This window comes from Mycolicibacterium sp. MU0050, from assembly GCF_963378085.1.
Taxonomy (GTDB): Bacteria; Actinomycetota; Actinomycetes; order Mycobacteriales; family Mycobacteriaceae; genus Mycobacterium; species Mycobacterium wendilense.
The window spans coordinates 3,080,485-3,098,458 of record NZ_OY726395.1; the positions used below are offsets into that span (position 1 = coordinate 3,080,485).

The window sequence follows — 17,974 nt, forward strand, 5'->3', positions numbered from 1 at the left end:
GGTGCGCCGCTCAGGTCTCAGGCCTGGCCGACCTCGAAGCGGACGAACCGGGTGATGGTCACGCCGGCCTCGTCCAGCAGGGCCTTGACGGTCTTCTTGTTGTCGGACACCGACGGCTGCTCGAGCAGCACGGCGTCCTTGTAGAAGCCGTTGACGCGACCCTCGACGATCTTGGGCAGCGCCTGCTCCGGCTTGCCTTCGGCCTTGGCGGTCTCCTCGGCGATGCGCCGCTCGCTGGCGACGATGTCCTCGGGGACGTCCTCACGGGTGAGGTAACGCGCCTTGAGCGCCGCGATCTGCAGCGCGGCGGTGTGCGCGGCCTCGGCGCCGTCGGCACCGGTGTACTCGACCAGCACGCCCACGGCCGGCGGCAGATCCGCGGACCGCTTGTGCAGGTAGGTCTCGACCGTGCCGTCGAAGTAGACCGCACGACGCAGCTCGAGCTTCTCGCCGATCTTGGCCGACAGGTCGGCGACGGCCTGCTCGACGGTCTTGCCGTCCGAGATCGTCGCGGCCTTCAGCGTTTCCACGTCGGCGGCCTTGCTGGCCACCGCCGCGTCGACGATCTTGGCGGCCAATTCCTGGAACTCGGCGTTCTTCGCGACGAAGTCGGTCTCCGAGTTCAGCTCGATCAGCGCGCCGTCCTTGGCGGCGACGAGGCCCTCGGCGGTCGCGCGCTCAGCGCGCTTGCCGACGTCCTTGGCGCCCTTGATGCGCAGTACCTCGACGGCCTTGTCGAAATCGCCGTCGCTCTCGGCCAGCGCGTTCTTGCAGTCGAGCATGCCAGCGCCGGTCAGCTCCCGAAGTCGCTTGACGTCGGCAGCGGTGTAGTTAGCCATGTACGCCTTCTCCTGAAGAAATTACGAAGCGTCGGTGGGGGTTTCGGTGGGGGTCGCCGGCGCGGCAGCGCCGTCGGCGGCACCCGTGGTGGCCGAGGCGAGCAGCTCCTGCTCCCATTCGGCCAGCGGCTCGCCGGCGGCTTCCGGCTTGCCGTCACCGGAGCCGGCGCCCGCGCGCGCCTGCAGGCCCTCGGCCACCGCGGAGGCGATGACCTTGGTCAGCAGAGCCGCCGAGCGGATCGCGTCGTCGTTACCCGGGATCGGGTAGTCCACCTGGTCGGGGTCGCAGTTGGTGTCCAGGATCGCGATGACCGGGATGCCCAGCTTGATGGCCTCGCTGACGGCGAGGTGCTCCTTGTTGGTGTCGACGACCCAGATCGCCGACGGCACCTTCTGCATGTCCCGGATACCGCCGAGGCTGCGCTCGAGCTTGTTCTTCTCGCGGGTCAGCATCAAGATTTCCTTCTTGGTGCGACCCTCGAAGCCACCGGTCTGCTCCATCGACTCGAGTTCCTTGAGCCGCTGCAGCCGCTTGTGCACGGTGGAGAAGTTGGTGAGCATGCCGCCCAGCCAGCGCTGGTTGACATAGGGCATGCCGACGCGGGTCGCCTCCGCGGCGATCGACTCCTGGGCCTGCTTCTTGGTACCGACGAACAGCACGGACCCACCGTGGGCGACGGTTTCCTTGACGAACTCGTACGCCTGATCGATGTAGGTCAGCGTCTGCTGCAGGTCGATGATGTAGATGCCGTTGCGGTCGGTGAAGATGAACCGCTTCATCTTGGGGTTCCACCGGCGGGTCTGATGCCCGAAGTGGGTGCCGCTGTCAAGCAGCTGTTTCATGGTTACGACAGCCATAGTGTGCCCGTGTCCTTCTAGATATCGGTTGTCGTCCGGCATCGGGTGAGCCGGACCCTGGCGACCGCTTTGATGCCGGACCCGCTCGGGAGCGGGACCGCCCGGCATGCAGGCACGGGCTCAAAACAACAAACCCGTTGTGCAGACGCGCGAAGTCAGCCCGCGCAAGCGAGCTGCAGGAAGTGAGTTTACACCGTGCGCAGGGGTGCTTCGTCCACAGCGCGGCCGCGGTCCACAACCCGGGCCCTCGGGACTGGCCGATTCGCGCCGAACGCGCTGAACTGCGGACATGCGGCGGATGGCGGCGGGTGCCGCGGTGCTCATGGCGATTCTCGCCGTCCTGGGGGGCGTGGGGGCGGCGCAGGCCCAGTGGCCGCGGCTGTCCTGGCCGCTGCGCCCCGTACCGGCGGTGCTGCGCGGCTTCGACGCGCCGGAACCGAACTGGCACCGCGGCCACCGCGGGGTCGACCTCGCCGGCCGGGTCGATCAGCCTGTCTACGCCGCGGGTCCGGCCCGGGTGGTCTTCGCCGGCATGCTGGCCGGCCGCCCGGTGATCTCGCTGGCCCATCCCGGCGGCCTGCGGACCAGCTACGAGCCGGTGACCGCCGCCGTACGGGTGGGTGAGCGGGTGGATGCGGGCACTCCGATCGGCACGCTGCAACTCGGCCATCCAGGCTGCCCCGGGACGGCCTGCCTGCACTGGGGCGCAATGTGGGGCGCGGCCGCCCGCGCGGACTACGTCGATCCACGCGACCTGCTGGCGGGCACGCGGATGCGGCTCAAGCCGCTGGCCGGCTGTCAGGCCCGCGGGTGCGCCTGATCGTGGACCGCGCGCAGGCGCGCCACGCTGACATGGGTGTAGAGCTGGGTGGTCGCCAGCGACGAATGCCCGAGCAGCTCCTGCACGATGCGCAGGTCGGCGCCGCCCTCCAGCAGATGGGTGGCCGCGCTGTGCCGCAGCCCGTGCGGACCCAGGTCGGGGGCACCGGGCACCGCACCGACGGTGTCGTGCACCACCGTGCGGACCTGACGGGGATCGATGCGGCGGCCGCGGGCCCCGAGCAGCAGCGCCGGCCCGGACTCCCGCGTGGCGATGGCTGGGCGACCGTCGGCCAGCCACGCGCCCAGCGCCGCGGCGGCCGGTTCGCCGAACGGCACGGTGCGTTCCCTGTTGCCCTTGCCGAGCACCCGGGCCAGCCGGCGGTCGGCGTCGACGTCGTCGACGTCCAGCCCGCACAATTCGCTGACCCGGATGCCGGTGGCATACAGCAGCTCAACCATCAGCCGATCCCGCAGCGCGATCGGATCTCCTTGTTGTGCACCAGATTTGGCGGCAGCCATCGCGTCGATGGCCTGGTCCTGGCGCAGTACCGCCGGCAGGGTGCGGCGGGCCTTGGGGGTCTGCAGGCGCGCCGCGGGGTCGGTGGCCAGCAGGCCGCGTCGGGTCGCCCAGGCGGTGAAGGCCTTGACCGCCGAGGTGCGCCGGCCCAGGGTGGTGCGCGCGGCCCCCGCGCCGGCCTGCGCGGCGAGCCAGGAGCGCAGCAGCGGCAGCGTCAGCGCCGACAGTTCCGGCCGCGGCGCGTTGGCTTCGAGGAAGTCGAACAGCGAGCGCAGGTCGCCCAGATAGGCCCGCTGGGTGTGCGCCGAGCGGCCCTTCTCCAACGCGAGGTACTCGGCGAACTCCCCCAACACCGTCTCGAAGCCCGCGGACATGTACCTACCGTGGCAGATCCCCGGCGGGTTGGGCCGCTTCGGCCTCGGCGAGTTCACGTTTCCATTGCCGGAAGGTCTCCTCCGTGCGGCCGCGCCGCCAATAACCGGAGATCGAGGACGCCCACTTCGCCGGGACCTCCCGTTCCTTGCGGATGTAGGGCCGCAGGTTGTGCATCACGGCCTGCGCCTCGCCGTGGATGAACACCTGGGCCTGCCCGGGCAGCCACGACGCGCTCTTGACCGCGTCGATCAGCGGCGCGTTGTCGCCGGCCTTTTCGTCGGACACCAGGTCCGCCCGGCCGCCGCGGTACACCCACGTGACCGTCACGCCCTCTGGCGCGCTGAGTTCCAGTTCGTCGTCCTGGTCGGCCACCTCGATGAAGGCGTAGCCGACGGCGTCGGACGGCAGCGCCTCCAGCGCGGTGCTGATGGCCGGCAACGCGGCCTCGTCGCCGGCGAACAGGTACCAGTCTGCGGCCGGATCGGGGGCGAACGCCCCGTTGGGATCGGTCACGTAGAGGACGTCACCGGGTTTGGCCGCCGCCGCCCACGGCCCGGCCACGCCACGCTCGCCGTGCACCACGAAGTCGATGGTCAGCTCGCGGGCCACCGGGTCGACCCGGCGGACGGTGTAGGTGCGGACCACCGGACGCTGATCGGGACCGAAACTGTCCAGCGTCAGCGGCCCGTCGAGGGCGGCCACGTCGACATCGGCCGGCACGAACGCGATCTTCAGGTACGAATCGGTGAAGTCCTTCGGGGTGAAGGCATCAAATCCCTTACCGCCCAGGACCACCCGCACCATATGGGGTGTGATCCACTCGGTGCGCACCACCTCGAAGGTGTGCAAAGGACGGCCTGCCACGTTTTCCTCCTGCTGAAATTGCCTGACTGCTGCTGTTTTTGCCCGACGTTGCCGACTATACGGAGCGATCCGCGCCGGAAGTGGGCTTGCGTTGGAGACGCGCGATCCGCCACTGGCCGTCGCGCTGTTCGATCAGCCCGGCGATCTCCAGCATGGTCAGCGGTCCCAGGACCTGCTGGGCGGGCATCGCGGCGGCCACCGCGATCTGCCCCAAGGTGGCCCCGCCGCGGCCGGGCAGCGCCTCGTACACCGTGCGCTCGACGTCGGACAGGTCGTCCAGCGGGGACACCGGATGCTGCGGGTCGTCGGCCAATTCACCCATCCGCCCGACGATCTCCAACACCTCCTGCGGGCGGGTCACCAGTTCGGCGCCGCGGCGCAGCAACTGGTGGCAGCCCGCCGAGGCCGTCGAGGTCACCGGCCCCGGCACCGCACACACCACCCGCCCCATCGCCGCCGCCCAGGCCGCGGTGTTGGCCGCACCGCTGCGCAGTCCCGCCTCCACCACTACCGTCGCACCAGAAATCGCCGCCACCAGTCGATTTCGGGTGAGGAACCGGTGCCGGGCCGGGCGCACCCCCGGTGGGTACTCCGACACCAGCAGACCGGAGGTGGCGATGCGGTGCAGCAGCGCCGAATGCCCCGCCGGGTAGAGCACGTCGATCCCGCCGGCCAGCACCGCGACCGTGGTGCCGGACCCGGCCAACGCGGCGCGGTGCGCGGCACCGTCGATGCCGTACGCCCCGCCGGAGACCACGGCCACCTCGCGCTCCACCAGAGCGGCGGCCCAATCGGAGGCCACATGCTCGCCGTAGGAAGTCGCGGCCCGGGTCCCGACGATGGCCGCCGACCGCCACGCGACCTCGTCGAGGCGCGCCGGGCCCACCGCCCACAGCACCAGCGGCACGCTGCCACGGGGCCGGTCGCGCATCGCCGTCGCGCCGAACCCGGTGAAGGCCAATTGCGGCCACTCTTCGTCGTCGGCGGTGATCAGCCGTCCGCCCCGGCGCGCCAACAGCTCGAGATCGGCTGCCGCACAGTCGAGGTCGCGCCGCGCCGCTGTCACGTCCCGCAGCCTGTCGGGCACCTCCCCGCGGCGCACCAGCTCGGCCGCCCGCACCGGACCGCATTCGTCCACCAACGCACCCAGCTGTGGGCACGGCGGCTCGGTCACCCGGGACAGATACGCCCAGGCCCGCTGCTCTTCGGCGATCATCGGACCACGCCCGCCTGCCGAAAGCCCAGCGCCGTCGAGATGTCCTCGATGCCGGGCGAGGTGCGACCGGCGAGGTCGCACAGCGACCACGCCACCCGCAGCGTGCGGTCGGCCCCGCGAACGCTGAGCATCCCGCGGTCCAGGGCGCTGCGCAGCGGCGCCATGGCGGCGCGGCTCGGCCGGAATCCGCGCCGCAGCACCGGCCCCGGCACCTCGGCGTTGGTCCGCACCCCGACGACACTCCAGCGCTGTGCGGCCGCCTCGCGGGCGGCGGCCACCCGGGCGCGTACCGCCTCGGAGGTCTCGCCGGCCTCCTCGCCGAGTGCGCCGGAGCGCACCGGTTGCATCTGCACCCGCAGGTCGACCCGGTCGAGCAGGGGCCCCGACAACTTACCCAGGTAGCGCCGCCGCACCGCGCCGGGACAGATGCACTCCTGCGGATCAGCGGGGGCGCAGGGACACAGATTCGCCGCCAGCACCAGCTGGAACCGCGCCGGGTACCGGGCCACGCCGTCACGCCGCGCCAGTCGGATCTCCCCTTCTTCCATCGGGGTCCGCAGCGCCTCCATGACGCTGACCCCGATCTCCGCGCATTCGTCGAGGAACAGCACCCCGCGATGGGCGTGGCTGACCGCTCCGGGACGCGCATAGCCCACGCCGCCGCCGACGAGCGCGGCCACGGTGGAGGTGTGGTGCGGAGCCACGAACGGCGGGCGGGTGATCAGCGGTGTCTCCTCCGAGAGCAGCCCGGACACCGAATGGATGGCGGTCACCTCGAGGGCCTCGTCGGCGGACAGCGGCGGCAGCAGTCCCGGAAGTCGTTGCGCGAGCATCGTTTTGCCGATCCCCGGCGGACCGGTGAGAATCAGATTGTGGCCGCCGGCGGCGGCCACCTCGACGGCGTAGCGCGCCTGGGTCTGCCCCACCACATCGGTCAGGTCGGCCTCGGCCTCGTGCTCCGCGCTGCCCACGGTCACCCGCTCGGCCAGGCGCCCCTTGCCGGACAGCCAGGCCTGCAACTGGCGCAGCGACCGCACGCCGAGCACCTCGATGCCGTCCACCAGACTGGCCTCGGGCAGGTTCGCCAGTGGCACCACCACCGCCGGCCACTCCTCGCGCCGGGCGGCCAGCACCGCCGGCAGCACGCCGCGCACCGGCCGGACCCGCCCGTCCAGGGCCAGCTCACCGAGCAGGATGGTGCGGTCCAGGTGCGGCCACGACTTCTTGCGGGTGGCCGACAGCACCGCGCTCGCCAGGGCGATGTCGTAGACGCTGCCCATCTTCGGCAGCGTCGCCGGCGACAAGGCCAGCGTCAGCCGCGACATCGGCCACTGGTTGCCGCTGTTGGTGACCGCCGATCGGACGCGGTCGCGGGCCTCCTGCACGGCGGTGTCCGGCAAGCCCACCAGGTGCACGCCGGGAAGTCCGGAGGTGATGTCGGCCTCGATCTCCACCAACTCGCCGGCCAGGCCGTTGACCGCCACCGAGTACGCGCGCCCCAGCGCCATCACGCCACCCCCTGCAGGTGGCTGATTTCCGGATCGCGGCGCCGCCCGATCCGGACCCCGATGACGTCGATGCGCAACCCGGCGTAGCGGCGGTCCTGGCCCGCCAGCCACACTCCGGCCAGCCGGCGCAGCCGTCGCACCTTGTCCGGCGGCACCGCCTCGGCCAGCCCGCCGTATCCGTCGCCGGTGCGGGTCTTGACCTCCACGAAAACCACTGTGTCGGAATCGCTCTCGAGGGCGATGACATCGAGTTCACCCCAGCGGCACCGCCAGTTACGCGCCAGGATCCGCAGGCCGAGTCCCTGCAGATGCTCGACGGCCCGCTGTTCCCCCAGTGCCCCCACCTGCGCCCGTGTCCACGTCGTCATGACACCCAGGTTGGGCGCAGCACCCGACATCGCGTGCTCGCCGCGGCGGCGTTCGCCGGTCAGCGGCCAGGGTTGTGCACAGTCGGACCCGGATCCACAGCCTCGTCGTCGACGTCGTGGCGGACCACGCGCACCCGGCCGCGCGGCAGGCAGGCCATGTAGCCGTGGTACTTGCCGTAGAGCTCCCACGAGGTTGCCTGGTCATCGGGCTCGACGTCGATGCGGTGGCCCCGGGAGAAGCTCAGGTGCAGACAACCCTCGTCGTCGCACTGGGCTTGGGTGCAGACCGCCCCCGCCAGATCCAGCAGCGCCCGCTGCGGCGCGGGCACGTTGTTCGGGTCGATCAGCACCTCTTCCTCGGGGAAGCCGCCCACCGGAGGCACCGTCAGCCGCATCGGCCGGGATATCACCAGTTCGTTGTAATCGTCGAGGTTGAGGACCAGACCGCCGTGCAGTGACACCCGCTGGACAGTGCACTGCTCGATCCATTGCGTGAGCATGACCGCTCCCTTCGCCACGTCATCGGGGCACGCCTTCATGGTAGGCCCGCGGTGGCGGGTTACTCGGGCAGCCGCAGCTCGGGCTTCTCGACCTCTTCGATGTTGACGTCCTTGAACGTGATCACCCGGACCTGCTTGACGAAGCGGGCCGGCCGGTACATGTCCCACACCCAGGCGTCGGCCAGCCGCAGCTCGAAGTACACCTCGCCGTCGGCGTTGCGCGGGATCAGCTCGACGCTGTTGGCCAGGTAGAACCGCCGCTCGGTCTCCACCACGTAGCTGAACTGACCGACGATGTCCTTGTACTCGCGGTACAGCGAGAGCTCCATCTCGGTTTCGTACTTCTCGAGATCTTCAGCACTCATCTGATTCGCAGTCCTTCTCGTGTCCCATCGATGTTCCCAGGCTCGCATGGCGCGGCCAGTCGGCGCACGTTGATGAACGAATACCGGTGCTGGCGGCTCGGCCCCAGCGCGGCCAGCGCCGCGCTGTGGGCCGGGGTGCTGTATCCCTTGTGCTCGGCGAATCCGTAACCGGGATACTCCGAATCCATCTCGACCATCAGGCGGTCCCGGCTGACCTTGGCCAGCACGCTCGCCGCCGCGATGCAGGCCGCCGCGGCGTCCCCACCCACCACCGGCAGCGATGGCACCGGCAGACCCGGAACCCGGAAGCCGTCGGAGAGCACGTAGCCGGGCCGCACCGCCAGCCCCGCCACCGCCCGTCGCATCCCCTCGATGTTGGCCACGTGCACACCGCGCCGGTCCACCTCGGTCGAGTCGATGAACACGACGTGAAATGCCAAGGCGTACCTGCGGATCAGCGGGAAGAGTTCTTCGCGCTGCTTCTCGGTGAGCTTCTTGGAGTCGTCGAGCAGCGACAGCGATTCCCGGCGATTGGGCCCCAACACGCACGCGGCCACCACCAGCGGTCCGGCGCACGCGCCGCGGCCGACCTCGTCGACGCCGGCCACCGGGCCCAGCCCGCTGCGGTACAGCGCGGATTCCAGGGTGCGCATCCCGGAGGACTTGCGGATGATCGTGCGCGGCGGCCAGACGGTGGTCACGCTAACCGCCTTGCTGCGGGTTGTCCGAGTTCACCCCGCCCCACCGCGACGGCGGCCAGGCGATGAACTGCGCCTTACCGATGACGTTCTCCACCGGGATGGTCCCGTTCATCGGATCACCCGTACAGATCAGCCCCTTCTGGGCGTCCTCGGGGGTGCTGGTGCAGTGCGAGCGGGAATCCGCCGAGTGCGTCCGGTTGTCCCCCATCACCCACAGCCGCTCGGCGGGCACCGTCACCGGACCGAACTCGTTGCCCAGGCAGGGGTAGATCGCCGGATCGGCGTTCATGGTCTCGGGGTCCAGGTACGTCTCGTTCAGCGGCTTGTCATCGACGGTCAGGCCGGTCTCGGCCCGGCATTGCACGGTTTGGCCGCCGACCGCGATCACGCGCTTCACCAGATCGTTCTGGTCGGGCGGGACGAAGCCGATCACCGACAACGCGTCCTGCATCCAGCGGATCGCAGTGTTGTCCGAACGGATCGACTTGTATCCGACGTTCCACGACGGCGGCCCCTTGAACACCACCACGTCGCCGGGCCGCGGGTCGGTGAACCGATAGGAGATCTTTTCGACCATGATCCGGTCGCCCACGCACCCCGGGCAGCCGTGCAGCGTCGGCTCCATCGATTCCGAGGGAATCAGGTAGGGCCGCGCGACGAACGTCAGCATGACGTAGTAGAGAACAAGCGCGATCACGATCAGGATCGCGGCTTCGCGGAGGGCGGAGTGCTTTTTGGTTTTCTCCGCGCTCCCGTCCTCGGAAGGGGGCGGGGCCTGCCGCGAAGGTTCGGCCGAGTCCTCGGTGTCGGTCACGGGATCAGCGTAGCCAGAGCCGAAACGCGACCGCGCAGCGCAGCGCGCCCGCGTCGCGCAAGGTCAGCGCTTCTCCTTGATCTTGGCCTTCTTGCCGCGCAGTTCGCGCAGGTAGTACAGCTTGGCCCGGCGCACGTCGCCACGGGTCAGCACCTCGATGCGGTCGACGTTGGGCGAGTGGATCGGGAAGGTGCGCTCCACGCCGACGCCGTAGCTCTCCTTGCGGACGGTGAAGGTCTCACGGACACCACCGCCCTGCCGGCGGATGACCACGCCCTTGAAGACCTGGATGCGTTCCTTGGTGCCCTCGATGACCTTCACGTGCACGTTCACGGTGTCGCCGGCGCCGAAGGGCGGGATGTCGTCGCGCAGCGACGCCTGGTCGACGAAGTCCAGCGTGTTCATCGGTGACTCTTCCTTGCGGTCGCGGCTCATTGCAGCACCGTCCGCTGTCGTACTGCGGTGCGGTTGCCGAGCCGATGTTCGGGCCAAATTACGTTCTCGTACGGTTCTCGCGCCGCCGGTGCAGACACCAACAGGCGCGGACAACTGCTCAATTGTGCCAGATCAGGCCCACCGGAGTGAAATCGCCACCGTGACGGCGCCCACCAGGGGTGCGGAGATTAGGGTGGGACCGCTTCGTCCGCGGTCCCATCCTGCCAGAGGAGATGTATGCGTCGTCGGCGTCCGCTGCTGGTCCGCGGTGTCGCGGCCCTGACAGTCGCCGTCCTGCTGGCGACCTGCTCGGGCTGTGAGGCCCGCGTGTACGGCAACCCCGGCGACCCGTCGGAGGGTCCGCGCCGCAGCGTCGTCCCCGAGGCGCCCACCGACGCGACGCCGCTGGCCCCGCCGAAGCCGACCGCCGTGGCATTCGACGACGTGGCCGCCCGGGCCGAGCGGGCCCGGGCTGAGGCCGCCGAGCGCGGCGCCGAGGTCGCCTTCCGGGTTCTCGACCGCCAGACCGGCCGGCAGGTCGCCGTCGGTGATTCCGGGCTGGCCACCGCATCGGTGGTCAAGGTGTTCATCGCCGACGACCTGCTGAAGCGGCAGCCGGACCTGTCTCCGGCCGACCGCAAGGCTCTGGAGGTGATGTTGCGGGCCTCCGACGACAACGCCGCCGAGGAGTTCTGGAACCGGGGCGGCGGCGACGCCATCGTCGAACGGGTCGCCGCCCGCTATGGTCTGGGCGCCACCGCGCCGCCGAGCAACGGACGGTGGTGGAACACTGTCAGTTCGACCGCGGACCTGGTGCGGTACTACGCCAAGCTGCTCGACGGCTCCGGAGGGTTGCCGCCGGAGCGGGCCAACATCATCGTCAACCACCTGGCCGCCTCGACGCCCGACGGGATCGACGGCTACCCGCAGCGGTTCGGCATCCCCGACGGGCTGCCCGGGGAACCCGTTGCGGTGAAACAGGGTTGGATGTGTTGTATCGGATCGGACTGGATGCACCTGTCCAGCGGATACGTCGGGGCCGACCGGCGGTACGTGATGGTGATCTACGCGCTGCAACCGTCCGACGACGCCACGGCACGCGCCACCATCACCGACGCGATCCGGACGATATTCCCCGGCGGACGGCTCTGAGGGCCCGTCAGTCCAGCAGGTCCGGGCGACGCTCCCGGGTGCGCTGCAGGGACTGTTCGCGGCGCCAGGCGGCGATCTTCGCGTGGTCACCGGAGAGCAGGATCTCGGGCACGTCCAGGCCGCGCCAACTCGGCGGCCGGGTGTAGCTGGGACCCTCGAGCAGGCCGTCGGAGTGCGAATCCTCTTGGTGTGACGCGGGATTGCCCAACACGTCGGGCAGCAGCCGCACGATGGCCTCGATCATCACCAGGGCCGCGGACTCGCCGCCGGCCAACACGTAGTCACCGATCGACAGTTCCTCGACCCGCATCCGCCGCGCGGCGTCCTCGACCACCCGTTGGTCGATGCCCTCGTAGCGGCCGCACGCGAACACCAGGTGCCGCTCGTCACCCAGCCGGGCCGCGGTGGCCTGGTCGAACAGCTTGCCGGCGGGCGTCGGGACCACCAGAAGCGTTTCCTCGGAGCAAATCTCGTCAAGCGCCGCGCCCCACACCGGGGCCTTCATCACCATGCCGGGGCCGCCCCCGTACGGCGAGTCGTCGACGGACCGGTGCACATCGTGGGTCCAGCGCCGCAGGTCGTGCACGCCGAGATCGACGATTCCGGCCTCGATCGCCTTACCCGGCAACGCCTGCCGCAGGGGCAGCAGGTAGTCCGGGAAGATGGTGATGACATCAATCCGCATGGCGGCCCCTACTCCAGGTCCAGCAGACCGTCCGGCGGGTCGACCTCGATGACCCCGTCGGCCAGGGACACCGTCGGCACGATCGCGGTCACGAACGGCACCAGGATCTCGGCCCCGGCCGGGGTCTTCACGCTCAGCAACTCACCGCCCGCGGTGTGCAGAACCTCGGCGACCGTACCGATCTCGACGCCGCCGACCGTCCGCACCGCGAGGTTCTCGAGTTGGTGGTCGTAGTACTCGTCGGGTTCCTCGATGGGCGGCAACTCCGCGGAGTCCACCACGAACAGGGTTCCGCGCAGCGCCTCGGCGGCGTTGCGGTCGTCGACGCCGGCCAGCCGGACCAGCAGTCGATTGCCGTGCCAGCGTGCCGATTCGACGGTGTAGGTTGCACTGGCCGAGCCCCGAGAGGCCCTGCCCCGCAAGGTGTTCCCCGGAGCAAACCGCGCCTCCGGGTCATCGGTGCGGACGTCGACGACAACCTCGCCCGTAATGCCGTGGGCCTTGGCGACCCGGCCGACAACCAGCTCCATGCGAGCTCCAGCGCTACTGGTCGGTGTCCACCACGTCGACGCGGATACCGCGACCGCCGATACCGGCGACCAGGGTGCGCAGGGCGGTCGCGGTGCGTCCGCCCCGGCCGATCACCTTGCCGAGATCGTCCGGGTGGACGTGCACCTCGACGGTGCGACCACGGCGAGAGGTGACCATGTCGACGCGAACGTCCTCGGGGTTGTCGACGATTCCGCGCACCAGGTGCTCAACGGCGTCGACGACGACCGTGCTCATTCTGCCGGCGCCTCGGTGGCGGTCTCGGCCTTCGCGGCGTCGGCGGACTCTTCGGCCTTGTCTTCGGCCTTAGCCTCAGCCTTCTCGTCGGCCTTCTTGGCGGGAGCCTTCTTCTTCTTCGGCGTGGTGGCCTCGCCGCTGGGGGCGCCGTCGGCCTCGGCCAGGGCGGCGTTGAACAGGTCGAGCTTGCTCGGCTTGGGCTCCTTGACCTTCAGGGTGCCCTCGGCGCCCGGCAGGCCCTTGAACTTCTGCCAGTCGCCGGTGATCTTCAGCAGCGCCAGCACGGGCTCGGTCGGCTGGGCGCCCACGCTCAGCCAGTACTGCGCGCGCTCCGAGTCGATCTCGATCAGGCTGGGATCTTCCTTCGGGTGGTACCGGCCGATGACCTCGATGGAGCGTCCGTCCCGGCGGGTGCGCGCGTCGGCGACCGCGATGCGGTACTGCGGATTGCGGATCTTCCCGAGCCGGGTGAGCTTGATCTTGACAGCCATGGTGAAGTCTTTTCTCCTACGATTGCCACGCTGCAATTCAGCGATGCGGGCGGGTTTGCCCGGATCCGGTTTTGCCTCGCGTGTGTGACGCCGCACGGCACATCCGATGAGGAAGCCGCGGGGCAGACAGCGGTCCATTGTGCCAGAACCGCCCGCCCGAGCGGAAATCACAGCAGCTTGTCGAAGCACTTCTCCTCCACCCGACGGGTCAGGCGCCACCCGTCGGCGGTGCGGAGCAACTCGTCGCAGTACCAGATCCCGACAAAGAGCACCTGCTTGCTGGTCTCGTCGAACACCAGCGGGTTGAAGCAGATGGTCCGCGCGGTCGCGGTGTCCCCGTCGACGCGGATGTCGAAGTTGCCCAGCATGTGCGAGTAGGCGGGAAAGTTCGGTAGCACCTCCCCCAGCCACGCCTTGACCTGCGGGTAGTGCCCGTCGATGCCGCCGGACACCCGGTAGTCGATGTAGGCGTCCGGGGTGAACACCCGGTCCAGGTCGTCGAAGCGGCGCTGGTCGATCGCGGAGGCGTAGTCGACCAGCAACTGCTGGATCTCGAGGCGGTCGGAGATCTCTTCCAGGCTCAGCACGTCCCCATTTAAGCGGGCAGCCCCACCGCATCGGTGTAGAACCGCATGCGTTCCCGCAAGGCGCGCGGTTCGATTCCGAAGTCCGCGGCCTCGTACCGGTGTTGGCCCTTGCCATGGCGGGGCTGGGTGCTGTGGTGCGCGGCGATCATGGCGGCGGTGTCCGGCGCGTCCAGGTCGGCGGCGGCATAGATGCGGCGCAGGGTGGCGTCGGGGTCGGCCACCAGGTCGGTGTACTGGAGGTCCAGCCACGTCACCGTCTGTGCCGCCGGGGCCTCACGTGCCGCGACCGCGCGGCGCAGCCACAGCTCGGTCTGCTCGGCCTGGAACCGGCCGACGTCGTGGCCGTCCACGTCATCGCTGTAGGTCGAGCGGTAGGTGGCGAACAAGCTGGCGCCGGAAGCCACCGTCTCGACGATGTCGCGGTGCAGCTGCACGACGCAGGCACCGGGGTACGTCGCGATCAGATGCTCGAGCTCGGCGGTGTGCGCCGGGGCTTTCAATACCCAGCGCCGACCGTCGTCGGCATCCAGGATCTGCAGTGTCCGCCGGTGTTGCCGGTATTCCGCGGCGAACGATTCGCCGGCCAGCCAACGGGCGTACCCGTCCAGCCGGGTCGTCGCGGTGAAGCCCCAGTTGTGCAGGGTGGTGCCCATCGCCAGCACGCACTCCTCCGCCAGATCCGGGCCGGAATCGTGCACCGCGGCCATGGTGGGGTTCAGGATGTGCAGCAGCTGAGATCCGGCCTTGGCAGTCGCCATCCGCTCCGCGCGCTGCCGCGGATCCAGGTCACCGGCGAGCAGCCACGGCGCACCCAGTTCGGCCGGCAGCGGCGCCCGCAACCGCGGGTCGGCCGCCAGCAGGCGGAACAGGAAGGTCGTGCCGGTCCGCCAGCCTCCAGTGATGACGATCGGCGCCGCGACGGGCCGGTTCTCGACCGCAGGATGATCGCGCAGGTAGCTGTCGATGGCGACGCGGGCGCGCAGCCGCCCGATCGCGGTGCCGTGCGCGTTCCGCGCGCCCAGGGCGTTGAGTCGGCCATCCTCGGCCGCCGAACCCAAGTACTCCGTGAGCCCGGGTTTCCACTCCGACACCGGACCGAACATCGCCTCGCCGGCGCCGCGGGAGGCCCGATCGATGACCAGATCGACCGCCTCGGCGCCCAGCCGGTACTTGTCGGGGTGGATCAGGCGGTCGGCCTCGGCCGCTTCGTACAACTGCTGCGCCTCGGGTGTCCGCGCCGGCGCCTGCCACCGGGTCATGCGGGTGTCCCGATCTCGCGCAGCGGCATTCGCGTGACGGTGGGAAGTTGCGGCGGTTGTTGCGGTTGCAGAAAGCGCAGCACGATGATTCCCTCCGGGCGGCCCTCGGTGTCGATCCAGTCAGCATCGTCCGCGCCCGGATTCTCGGCGGCCAGTACGAACCGGTATCGGCCGCCGACGACGGTGGCGGTGGCGCCGGTGTAGGACACCCGGCGGTGCCGGTAGTCCAGCGAGTTGAGGAACCGGTTGTAGGCCAGAATGTTCCAGTACCTGCAGTCGACGAGTTCGCCCTCGATCAGCAGGGCCTCATCCGACGCCAGTTGCCACCCGCCGCGCAGGTAGTGGATCCCCGGTTCGGTGTACACCGCACCCCCGGCCATCTCCTCCCAGTGCCGAATCTCGTTGGGTCGGGCCGTGTCCGCCGCGGTGGCGGCCGACCAGATCTGGGGCAGATACTTGGTGGCGGTGGCCAGCTTGCCCAGCTGGCGGGCGAAGCGATCCGGGTCTATGGGCGGCGGGATCGGCGGATCTGCGCTCGGATCGATGGCGCACCAACCGACCGTCTCGTTGCGGACGTCGTTGTGGAAATGCCGGACCCACACCGCGGTCGCCCCGTCCGGCAGGCCCAGCCAGTCGCCGCCGGCGTGCCGATCGCCCCCGAGGGCGATGTCGTAGTTTCCCGATTCGTCGAAAGTCAGTGCATCACTGTCGATCCGAGCGGTGGCCTGGGCGTCGGCCCCGCCCGCGCCGGCGTACACCGTGATCGAGACGTAGGCGGCGTCACCGCGGTTGCCGCGGATGCGGTAGGACCCGTCGTCGTGGATGTCCGCGACCCAGTAGCGAAAGTCCGGGTTGTCCATCAGAAACTTCTGGCGCCAGTCGTTGAACGGGACCAGCTCGGGCCGGTCTCGGTCCACCTCGAGGCGGCCGAGGTGGTTCGCGACCGACCTCAGCAGCGCCCGAAGACCGTCGGCCTGTTCGGCCCTCGACAACTCGGCGGTGTCGGCGACGACCCGCTCCCCCGCCGCGCGCAGGGCCTCGACCAGAGCGTGCCACGCATCGACCTCCGGATGTGTCACGCCGGTTCCATCGACATGAATTCGTTGCGGGACAACGTCATCCGGACCTCCCGGTCGGCTGCAGACATGCGCAGGAAATCTGGAAGCATGTGCTTCCAGATGCAGATGGTTCCGGCAATCGCTGCAGTTGTCAAGGCCGTCGCACGGGGTAGGCTGCCCACCATGTCGAGGCCGTATGGCGGTCGCCTCCCAGAGGCGCGGTCCGCTGATCGCCGCGGTCGTCTGGTCCAGGCCGGCATCGAATTGGTCGGGACCCACGGCGTCTCCGCGCTGACAATGCGCGCGGTGTGCCGCGAAGCCCAACTCAGTCAGAAGTTCTTCTACGAGAGTTTCACCGACACCGAGCAATTGCTCCACGAGGTGTACCGGACCACGCTCGACGATGCGCGCCACGTCATCGGCGCGGCCGCGGCCGCGGCAACCGACCGCTCCGCCAGGACCGCAGCCGGCGTGGACGCCGCCGCGCGCCTGGTCCGTACCGACCCGCGTGTCTGCCGGATCCTGCTCATGGAACCCATCGCCGACCTCCGGCTGCGCCACTTCGTGCGGGACTTCCTGGCCGACGCATTCGGCCGTCCGCGCACCGAGACCGAGGTCGGGCCGCTGCGCGCCAAGATGCACTACGCCACCACGATCGGCGCCATCATCTCGCTGTTCATCGAATGGAGCGAAGGCAACCTGGGCGAGGATCGAGACGCCTTCGTCACCTACGTGACCGAGATGCTGATGGCCTCGCCGGTGGCCGCCGCCAACGCCGGAATCCTGGCGCCATAGCCGCGCGCGGGGGTTAGGCTCGATGCCCATGCGCAGACTCGCGGTGGCCCTGGCCCTGATGCTCTTCGTCGGCTCCGCCGTCACCCCGCCCGCCGGCGCCGAAACCGCCGGCGTCCAACCCGCCGGTTCGGCCCCCATCCCGGCCGGGCCCGCGCAGGCCTGGATCGTCGCCGATCTCGACAGCGGGCAGGTGCTGGCCGGCCGCAACGAGAACCAGCACTACGCCCCGGCGAGCACCATCAAAGTGCTGCTGGCCCAGGTCGTCCTCGACGAGGTGCCCCTCGATGCGACGATCGTCGCCATCGAGGACGACACCGCGGTGGAGTGCAACTGCGCGGGGGTGGCCCCCGGCCAGACCTACACCGCCCGGCAGTTGCTCGACGGCCTGCTGCTGGCCTCCGGCAACGACGCAGCCAACACGCTGGCCCGGATGGTCGGCGGCGAGCAGGCCGCGCTGGCCAAGATGAACGCCAAGGCTGCGCTGGCCGGCGCCTACGGCACCAACGCGGGCAGCGTGTCCGGGATCGACGGTCCCGGTATCGCGATGTGGTCCACCCCGCACGACCTCGCGGTGATCTTCCGCGCCGCCATGAACAATCCGACGTTCGTCGAGATCGCGGCCCAGCCCACCGCGGTGTTCCCCACCAAGACCGGCCAGCGTGTCCTGGTCAACCAGAACGAGATGCTGGGCCGCTACCCCGGCATGCTGGCCGGCAAGACCGGCTACACCGACCTGGCCCGCAAGACCTACGTCGGCGCGGCCGCCCGGGACGGGCGCCGGTTGGTGGTGGTGTTGATGTACGGCCTGGTCCGGGAGGGCGGCCCGACCTACTGGGATCAGGCATCCAGCCTGCTGGACTGGGGTTTCGGCCTCGACCGCGGCGCCGGCGTCGGCGTGCTGTAGACCGGCGGGGCCGATTCGAGATCGCACCGTGGCCCGATGTTGACCCCTGCTCAATAGGCTCGGCATTCGTGCCCG

General features: G+C 69.9%; 23 protein-coding genes. 4 read left to right on the forward strand and 19 right to left on the reverse strand.

Annotated elements, in window-relative coordinates; genetic code table 11:
* Positions 1 to 17: 17 nt before the first annotated feature.
* Together tsf and rpsB are read right to left on the reverse strand one after the other, a co-directional pair.
* Positions 18 to 839, reverse strand: a complete 822-nt coding sequence (gene tsf, locus R2K23_RS14540; protein WP_316510309.1) for a translation elongation factor Ts — start codon at positions 837 to 839, stop codon at positions 18 to 20.
* Positions 840 to 860: 21 nt separating this feature from the next.
* A complete protein-coding gene (gene rpsB / locus R2K23_RS14545) occupies positions 861 to 1,697 on the reverse strand; it encodes a 30S ribosomal protein S2 (protein WP_316510311.1) in 837 nt (278 codons plus the stop codon).
* Positions 1,698 to 1,986: 289 nt separating this feature from the next.
* Here rpsB and R2K23_RS14550 point away from each other — a divergent pair, with 289 nt between their 5' ends.
* A complete protein-coding gene (locus R2K23_RS14550) occupies positions 1,987 to 2,517 on the forward strand; it encodes a M23 family metallopeptidase (protein ID WP_316510312.1) in 531 nt (176 codons plus the stop codon).
* On the opposite strand, the gene R2K23_RS14555 is transcribed toward R2K23_RS14550, so the two are convergent.
* The 10 genes from R2K23_RS14555 to rplS all read right to left on the reverse strand — a co-directional run bounded on the left by R2K23_RS14555 (position 2,496) and on the right by rplS (position 10,152).
* Entirely contained in the window at positions 2,496 to 3,410 is a 915-nt protein-coding gene (locus R2K23_RS14555; protein WP_316510313.1) for a tyrosine recombinase XerC, read from the reverse strand. The two genes, R2K23_RS14550 and R2K23_RS14555, sit on opposite strands and share 22 nt — an antisense overlap.
* A 4-nt stretch (positions 3,411 to 3,414) precedes the next feature.
* Positions 3,415 to 4,275 (reverse strand): siderophore-interacting protein, encoded by an 861-nt coding sequence (locus R2K23_RS14560; protein WP_316510314.1) that lies wholly within the window; start codon positions 4,273 to 4,275, stop codon positions 3,415 to 3,417.
* Between the two features lie 55 nt (positions 4,276 to 4,330).
* Entirely contained in the window at positions 4,331 to 5,491 is a 1,161-nt protein-coding gene (gene dprA / locus R2K23_RS14565; RefSeq protein ID WP_316510315.1) for a DNA-processing protein DprA, read from the reverse strand.
* Positions 5,488 to 6,999: a YifB family Mg chelatase-like AAA ATPase gene (locus tag R2K23_RS14570; protein WP_316510316.1), complete on the reverse strand. Its 1,512-nt coding sequence runs from the start codon at positions 6,997 to 6,999 to the stop codon at positions 5,488 to 5,490. The genes dprA and R2K23_RS14570 overlap by 4 nt, the downstream gene beginning before the upstream one ends.
* The gene (locus R2K23_RS14575; protein WP_316510317.1) at positions 6,999 to 7,367 is read right to left on the reverse strand and encodes a YraN family protein; all 369 of its coding nucleotides are present in this window, start codon (positions 7,365 to 7,367) and stop codon (positions 6,999 to 7,001) included. The genes R2K23_RS14570 and R2K23_RS14575 overlap by 1 nt, the downstream gene beginning before the upstream one ends.
* Positions 7,368 to 7,426: 59 nt before the next feature.
* Positions 7,427 to 7,867, reverse strand: coding sequence for a DUF6188 family protein (locus R2K23_RS14580; RefSeq protein ID WP_316510318.1), 441 nt, complete (start codon positions 7,865 to 7,867; stop codon positions 7,427 to 7,429).
* 59 nt (positions 7,868 to 7,926) lie between these two features.
* Positions 7,927 to 8,232 carry a DUF2469 domain-containing protein gene (locus R2K23_RS14585; protein ID WP_003893809.1) on the reverse strand — a complete coding sequence of 102 codons (306 nt, stop codon included), beginning with the start codon at positions 8,230 to 8,232 and terminating at the stop codon, positions 7,927 to 7,929.
* Complete coding sequence (locus tag R2K23_RS14590; RefSeq protein WP_396892052.1) at positions 8,229 to 8,933, reverse strand: ribonuclease HII; 705 nt, start codon at positions 8,931 to 8,933, stop codon at positions 8,229 to 8,231. The genes R2K23_RS14585 and R2K23_RS14590 overlap by 4 nt, the downstream gene beginning before the upstream one ends.
* Before the next feature lies 1 nt (position 8,934).
* Positions 8,935 to 9,747 carry a signal peptidase I gene (gene lepB / locus R2K23_RS14595; protein WP_316510319.1) on the reverse strand — a complete coding sequence of 271 codons (813 nt, stop codon included), beginning with the start codon at positions 9,745 to 9,747 and terminating at the stop codon, positions 8,935 to 8,937.
* 63 nt (positions 9,748 to 9,810) lie between these two features.
* Entirely contained in the window at positions 9,811 to 10,152 is a 342-nt protein-coding gene (rplS, locus tag R2K23_RS14600) for a 50S ribosomal protein L19 (protein ID WP_316517289.1), read from the reverse strand.
* Positions 10,153 to 10,419: 267 nt separating this feature from the next.
* On the opposite strand from rplS, the gene R2K23_RS14605 reads away from it, so the two are divergent.
* Positions 10,420 to 11,334 (forward strand): serine hydrolase, encoded by a 915-nt coding sequence (locus R2K23_RS14605; protein ID WP_316510320.1) that lies wholly within the window; start codon positions 10,420 to 10,422, stop codon positions 11,332 to 11,334.
* A gap of 7 nt (positions 11,335 to 11,341) precedes the next feature.
* Here R2K23_RS14605 and trmD read toward each other — a convergent pair whose 3' ends face one another.
* The 7 genes from trmD to R2K23_RS14640 all read right to left on the reverse strand — a co-directional run bounded on the left by trmD (position 11,342) and on the right by R2K23_RS14640 (position 16,221).
* Positions 11,342 to 12,019: a tRNA (guanosine(37)-N1)-methyltransferase TrmD gene (gene trmD / locus R2K23_RS14610; protein ID WP_316510321.1), complete on the reverse strand. Its 678-nt coding sequence runs from the start codon at positions 12,017 to 12,019 to the stop codon at positions 11,342 to 11,344.
* 8 nt (positions 12,020 to 12,027) lie between these two features.
* A complete protein-coding gene (gene rimM / locus R2K23_RS14615) occupies positions 12,028 to 12,549 on the reverse strand; it encodes a ribosome maturation factor RimM (protein WP_316510322.1) in 522 nt (173 codons plus the stop codon).
* Positions 12,550 to 12,562: 13 nt separating this feature from the next.
* On the reverse strand, positions 12,563 to 12,805 hold the full coding sequence (locus tag R2K23_RS14620) for an RNA-binding protein (protein WP_085102554.1): 243 nt from the start codon (positions 12,803 to 12,805) through the stop codon (positions 12,563 to 12,565).
* Positions 12,802 to 13,296 carry a 30S ribosomal protein S16 gene (gene rpsP, locus R2K23_RS14625; RefSeq protein ID WP_316510323.1) on the reverse strand — a complete coding sequence of 165 codons (495 nt, stop codon included), beginning with the start codon at positions 13,294 to 13,296 and terminating at the stop codon, positions 12,802 to 12,804. Before rpsP ends, R2K23_RS14620 begins: the two co-directional genes overlap by 4 nt.
* A gap of 167 nt (positions 13,297 to 13,463) precedes the next feature.
* Positions 13,464 to 13,883 carry a nuclear transport factor 2 family protein gene (locus R2K23_RS14630; protein WP_316510324.1) on the reverse strand — a complete coding sequence of 140 codons (420 nt, stop codon included), beginning with the start codon at positions 13,881 to 13,883 and terminating at the stop codon, positions 13,464 to 13,466.
* 8 nt (positions 13,884 to 13,891) lie between these two features.
* Positions 13,892 to 15,142: a sulfotransferase family protein gene (locus R2K23_RS14635; protein WP_316510325.1), complete on the reverse strand. Its 1,251-nt coding sequence runs from the start codon at positions 15,140 to 15,142 to the stop codon at positions 13,892 to 13,894.
* Positions 15,139 to 16,221, reverse strand: a complete 1,083-nt coding sequence (locus R2K23_RS14640) for a DUF1214 domain-containing protein (protein WP_316510326.1) — start codon at positions 16,219 to 16,221, stop codon at positions 15,139 to 15,141. The genes R2K23_RS14635 and R2K23_RS14640 overlap by 4 nt, the downstream gene beginning before the upstream one ends.
* Positions 16,222 to 16,383: 162 nt before the next feature.
* On the opposite strand from R2K23_RS14640, the gene R2K23_RS14645 reads away from it, so the two are divergent.
* A complete protein-coding gene (locus tag R2K23_RS14645; RefSeq protein ID WP_316510327.1) occupies positions 16,384 to 16,995 on the forward strand; it encodes a TetR/AcrR family transcriptional regulator in 612 nt (203 codons plus the stop codon).
* A 28-nt stretch (positions 16,996 to 17,023) separates the two neighbouring features.
* Positions 17,024 to 17,899, forward strand: coding sequence for a D-alanyl-D-alanine carboxypeptidase family protein (locus tag R2K23_RS14650; RefSeq protein ID WP_316510328.1), 876 nt, complete (start codon positions 17,024 to 17,026; stop codon positions 17,897 to 17,899).
* Positions 17,900 to 17,974 lie beyond the last annotated feature (75 nt).

Coding starts and splice junctions, on each gene's coding strand:
- trmD (WP_316510321.1), bottom strand. CDS start 12,019: ATGCGGATTGATGTCATCACCATCTTCCCGGACTACCTGCTGCCCCTG.
- R2K23_RS14645 (WP_316510327.1), top strand. CDS start 16,384: ATGTCGAGGCCGTATGGCGGTCGCCTCCCAGAGGCGCGGTCCGCTGAT.
- rpsP (WP_316510323.1), bottom strand. CDS start 13,296: ATGGCTGTCAAGATCAAGCTCACCCGGCTCGGGAAGATCCGCAATCCG.
- rpsB (WP_316510311.1), bottom strand. CDS start 1,697: ATGGCTGTCGTAACCATGAAACAGCTGCTTGACAGCGGCACCCACTTC.
- tsf (WP_316510309.1), bottom strand. CDS start 839: ATGGCTAACTACACCGCTGCCGACGTCAAGCGACTTCGGGAGCTGACC.
- dprA (WP_316510315.1), bottom strand. CDS start 5,491: ATGATCGCCGAAGAGCAGCGGGCCTGGGCGTATCTGTCCCGGGTGACC.
- R2K23_RS14570 (WP_316510316.1), bottom strand. CDS start 6,999: ATGGCGCTGGGGCGCGCGTACTCGGTGGCGGTCAACGGCCTGGCCGGC.
- R2K23_RS14575 (WP_316510317.1), bottom strand. CDS start 7,367: ATGACGACGTGGACACGGGCGCAGGTGGGGGCACTGGGGGAACAGCGG.
- R2K23_RS14555 (WP_316510313.1), bottom strand. CDS start 3,410: ATGTCCGCGGGCTTCGAGACGGTGTTGGGGGAGTTCGCCGAGTACCTC.
- R2K23_RS14550 (WP_316510312.1), top strand. CDS start 1,987: ATGCGGCGGATGGCGGCGGGTGCCGCGGTGCTCATGGCGATTCTCGCC.
- R2K23_RS14635 (WP_316510325.1), bottom strand. CDS start 15,142: ATGACCCGGTGGCAGGCGCCGGCGCGGACACCCGAGGCGCAGCAGTTG.
- R2K23_RS14620 (WP_085102554.1), bottom strand. CDS start 12,805: ATGAGCACGGTCGTCGTCGACGCCGTTGAGCACCTGGTGCGCGGAATC.
- rplS (WP_316517289.1), bottom strand. CDS start 10,152: ATGAACACGCTGGACTTCGTCGACCAGGCGTCGCTGCGCGACGACATC.
- R2K23_RS14650 (WP_316510328.1), top strand. CDS start 17,024: ATGCGCAGACTCGCGGTGGCCCTGGCCCTGATGCTCTTCGTCGGCTCC.
- R2K23_RS14605 (WP_316510320.1), top strand. CDS start 10,420: ATGCGTCGTCGGCGTCCGCTGCTGGTCCGCGGTGTCGCGGCCCTGACA.
- R2K23_RS14580 (WP_316510318.1), bottom strand. CDS start 7,867: ATGCTCACGCAATGGATCGAGCAGTGCACTGTCCAGCGGGTGTCACTG.
- rimM (WP_316510322.1), bottom strand. CDS start 12,549: ATGGAGCTGGTTGTCGGCCGGGTCGCCAAGGCCCACGGCATTACGGGC.
- R2K23_RS14585 (WP_003893809.1), bottom strand. CDS start 8,232: ATGAGTGCTGAAGATCTCGAGAAGTACGAAACCGAGATGGAGCTCTCG.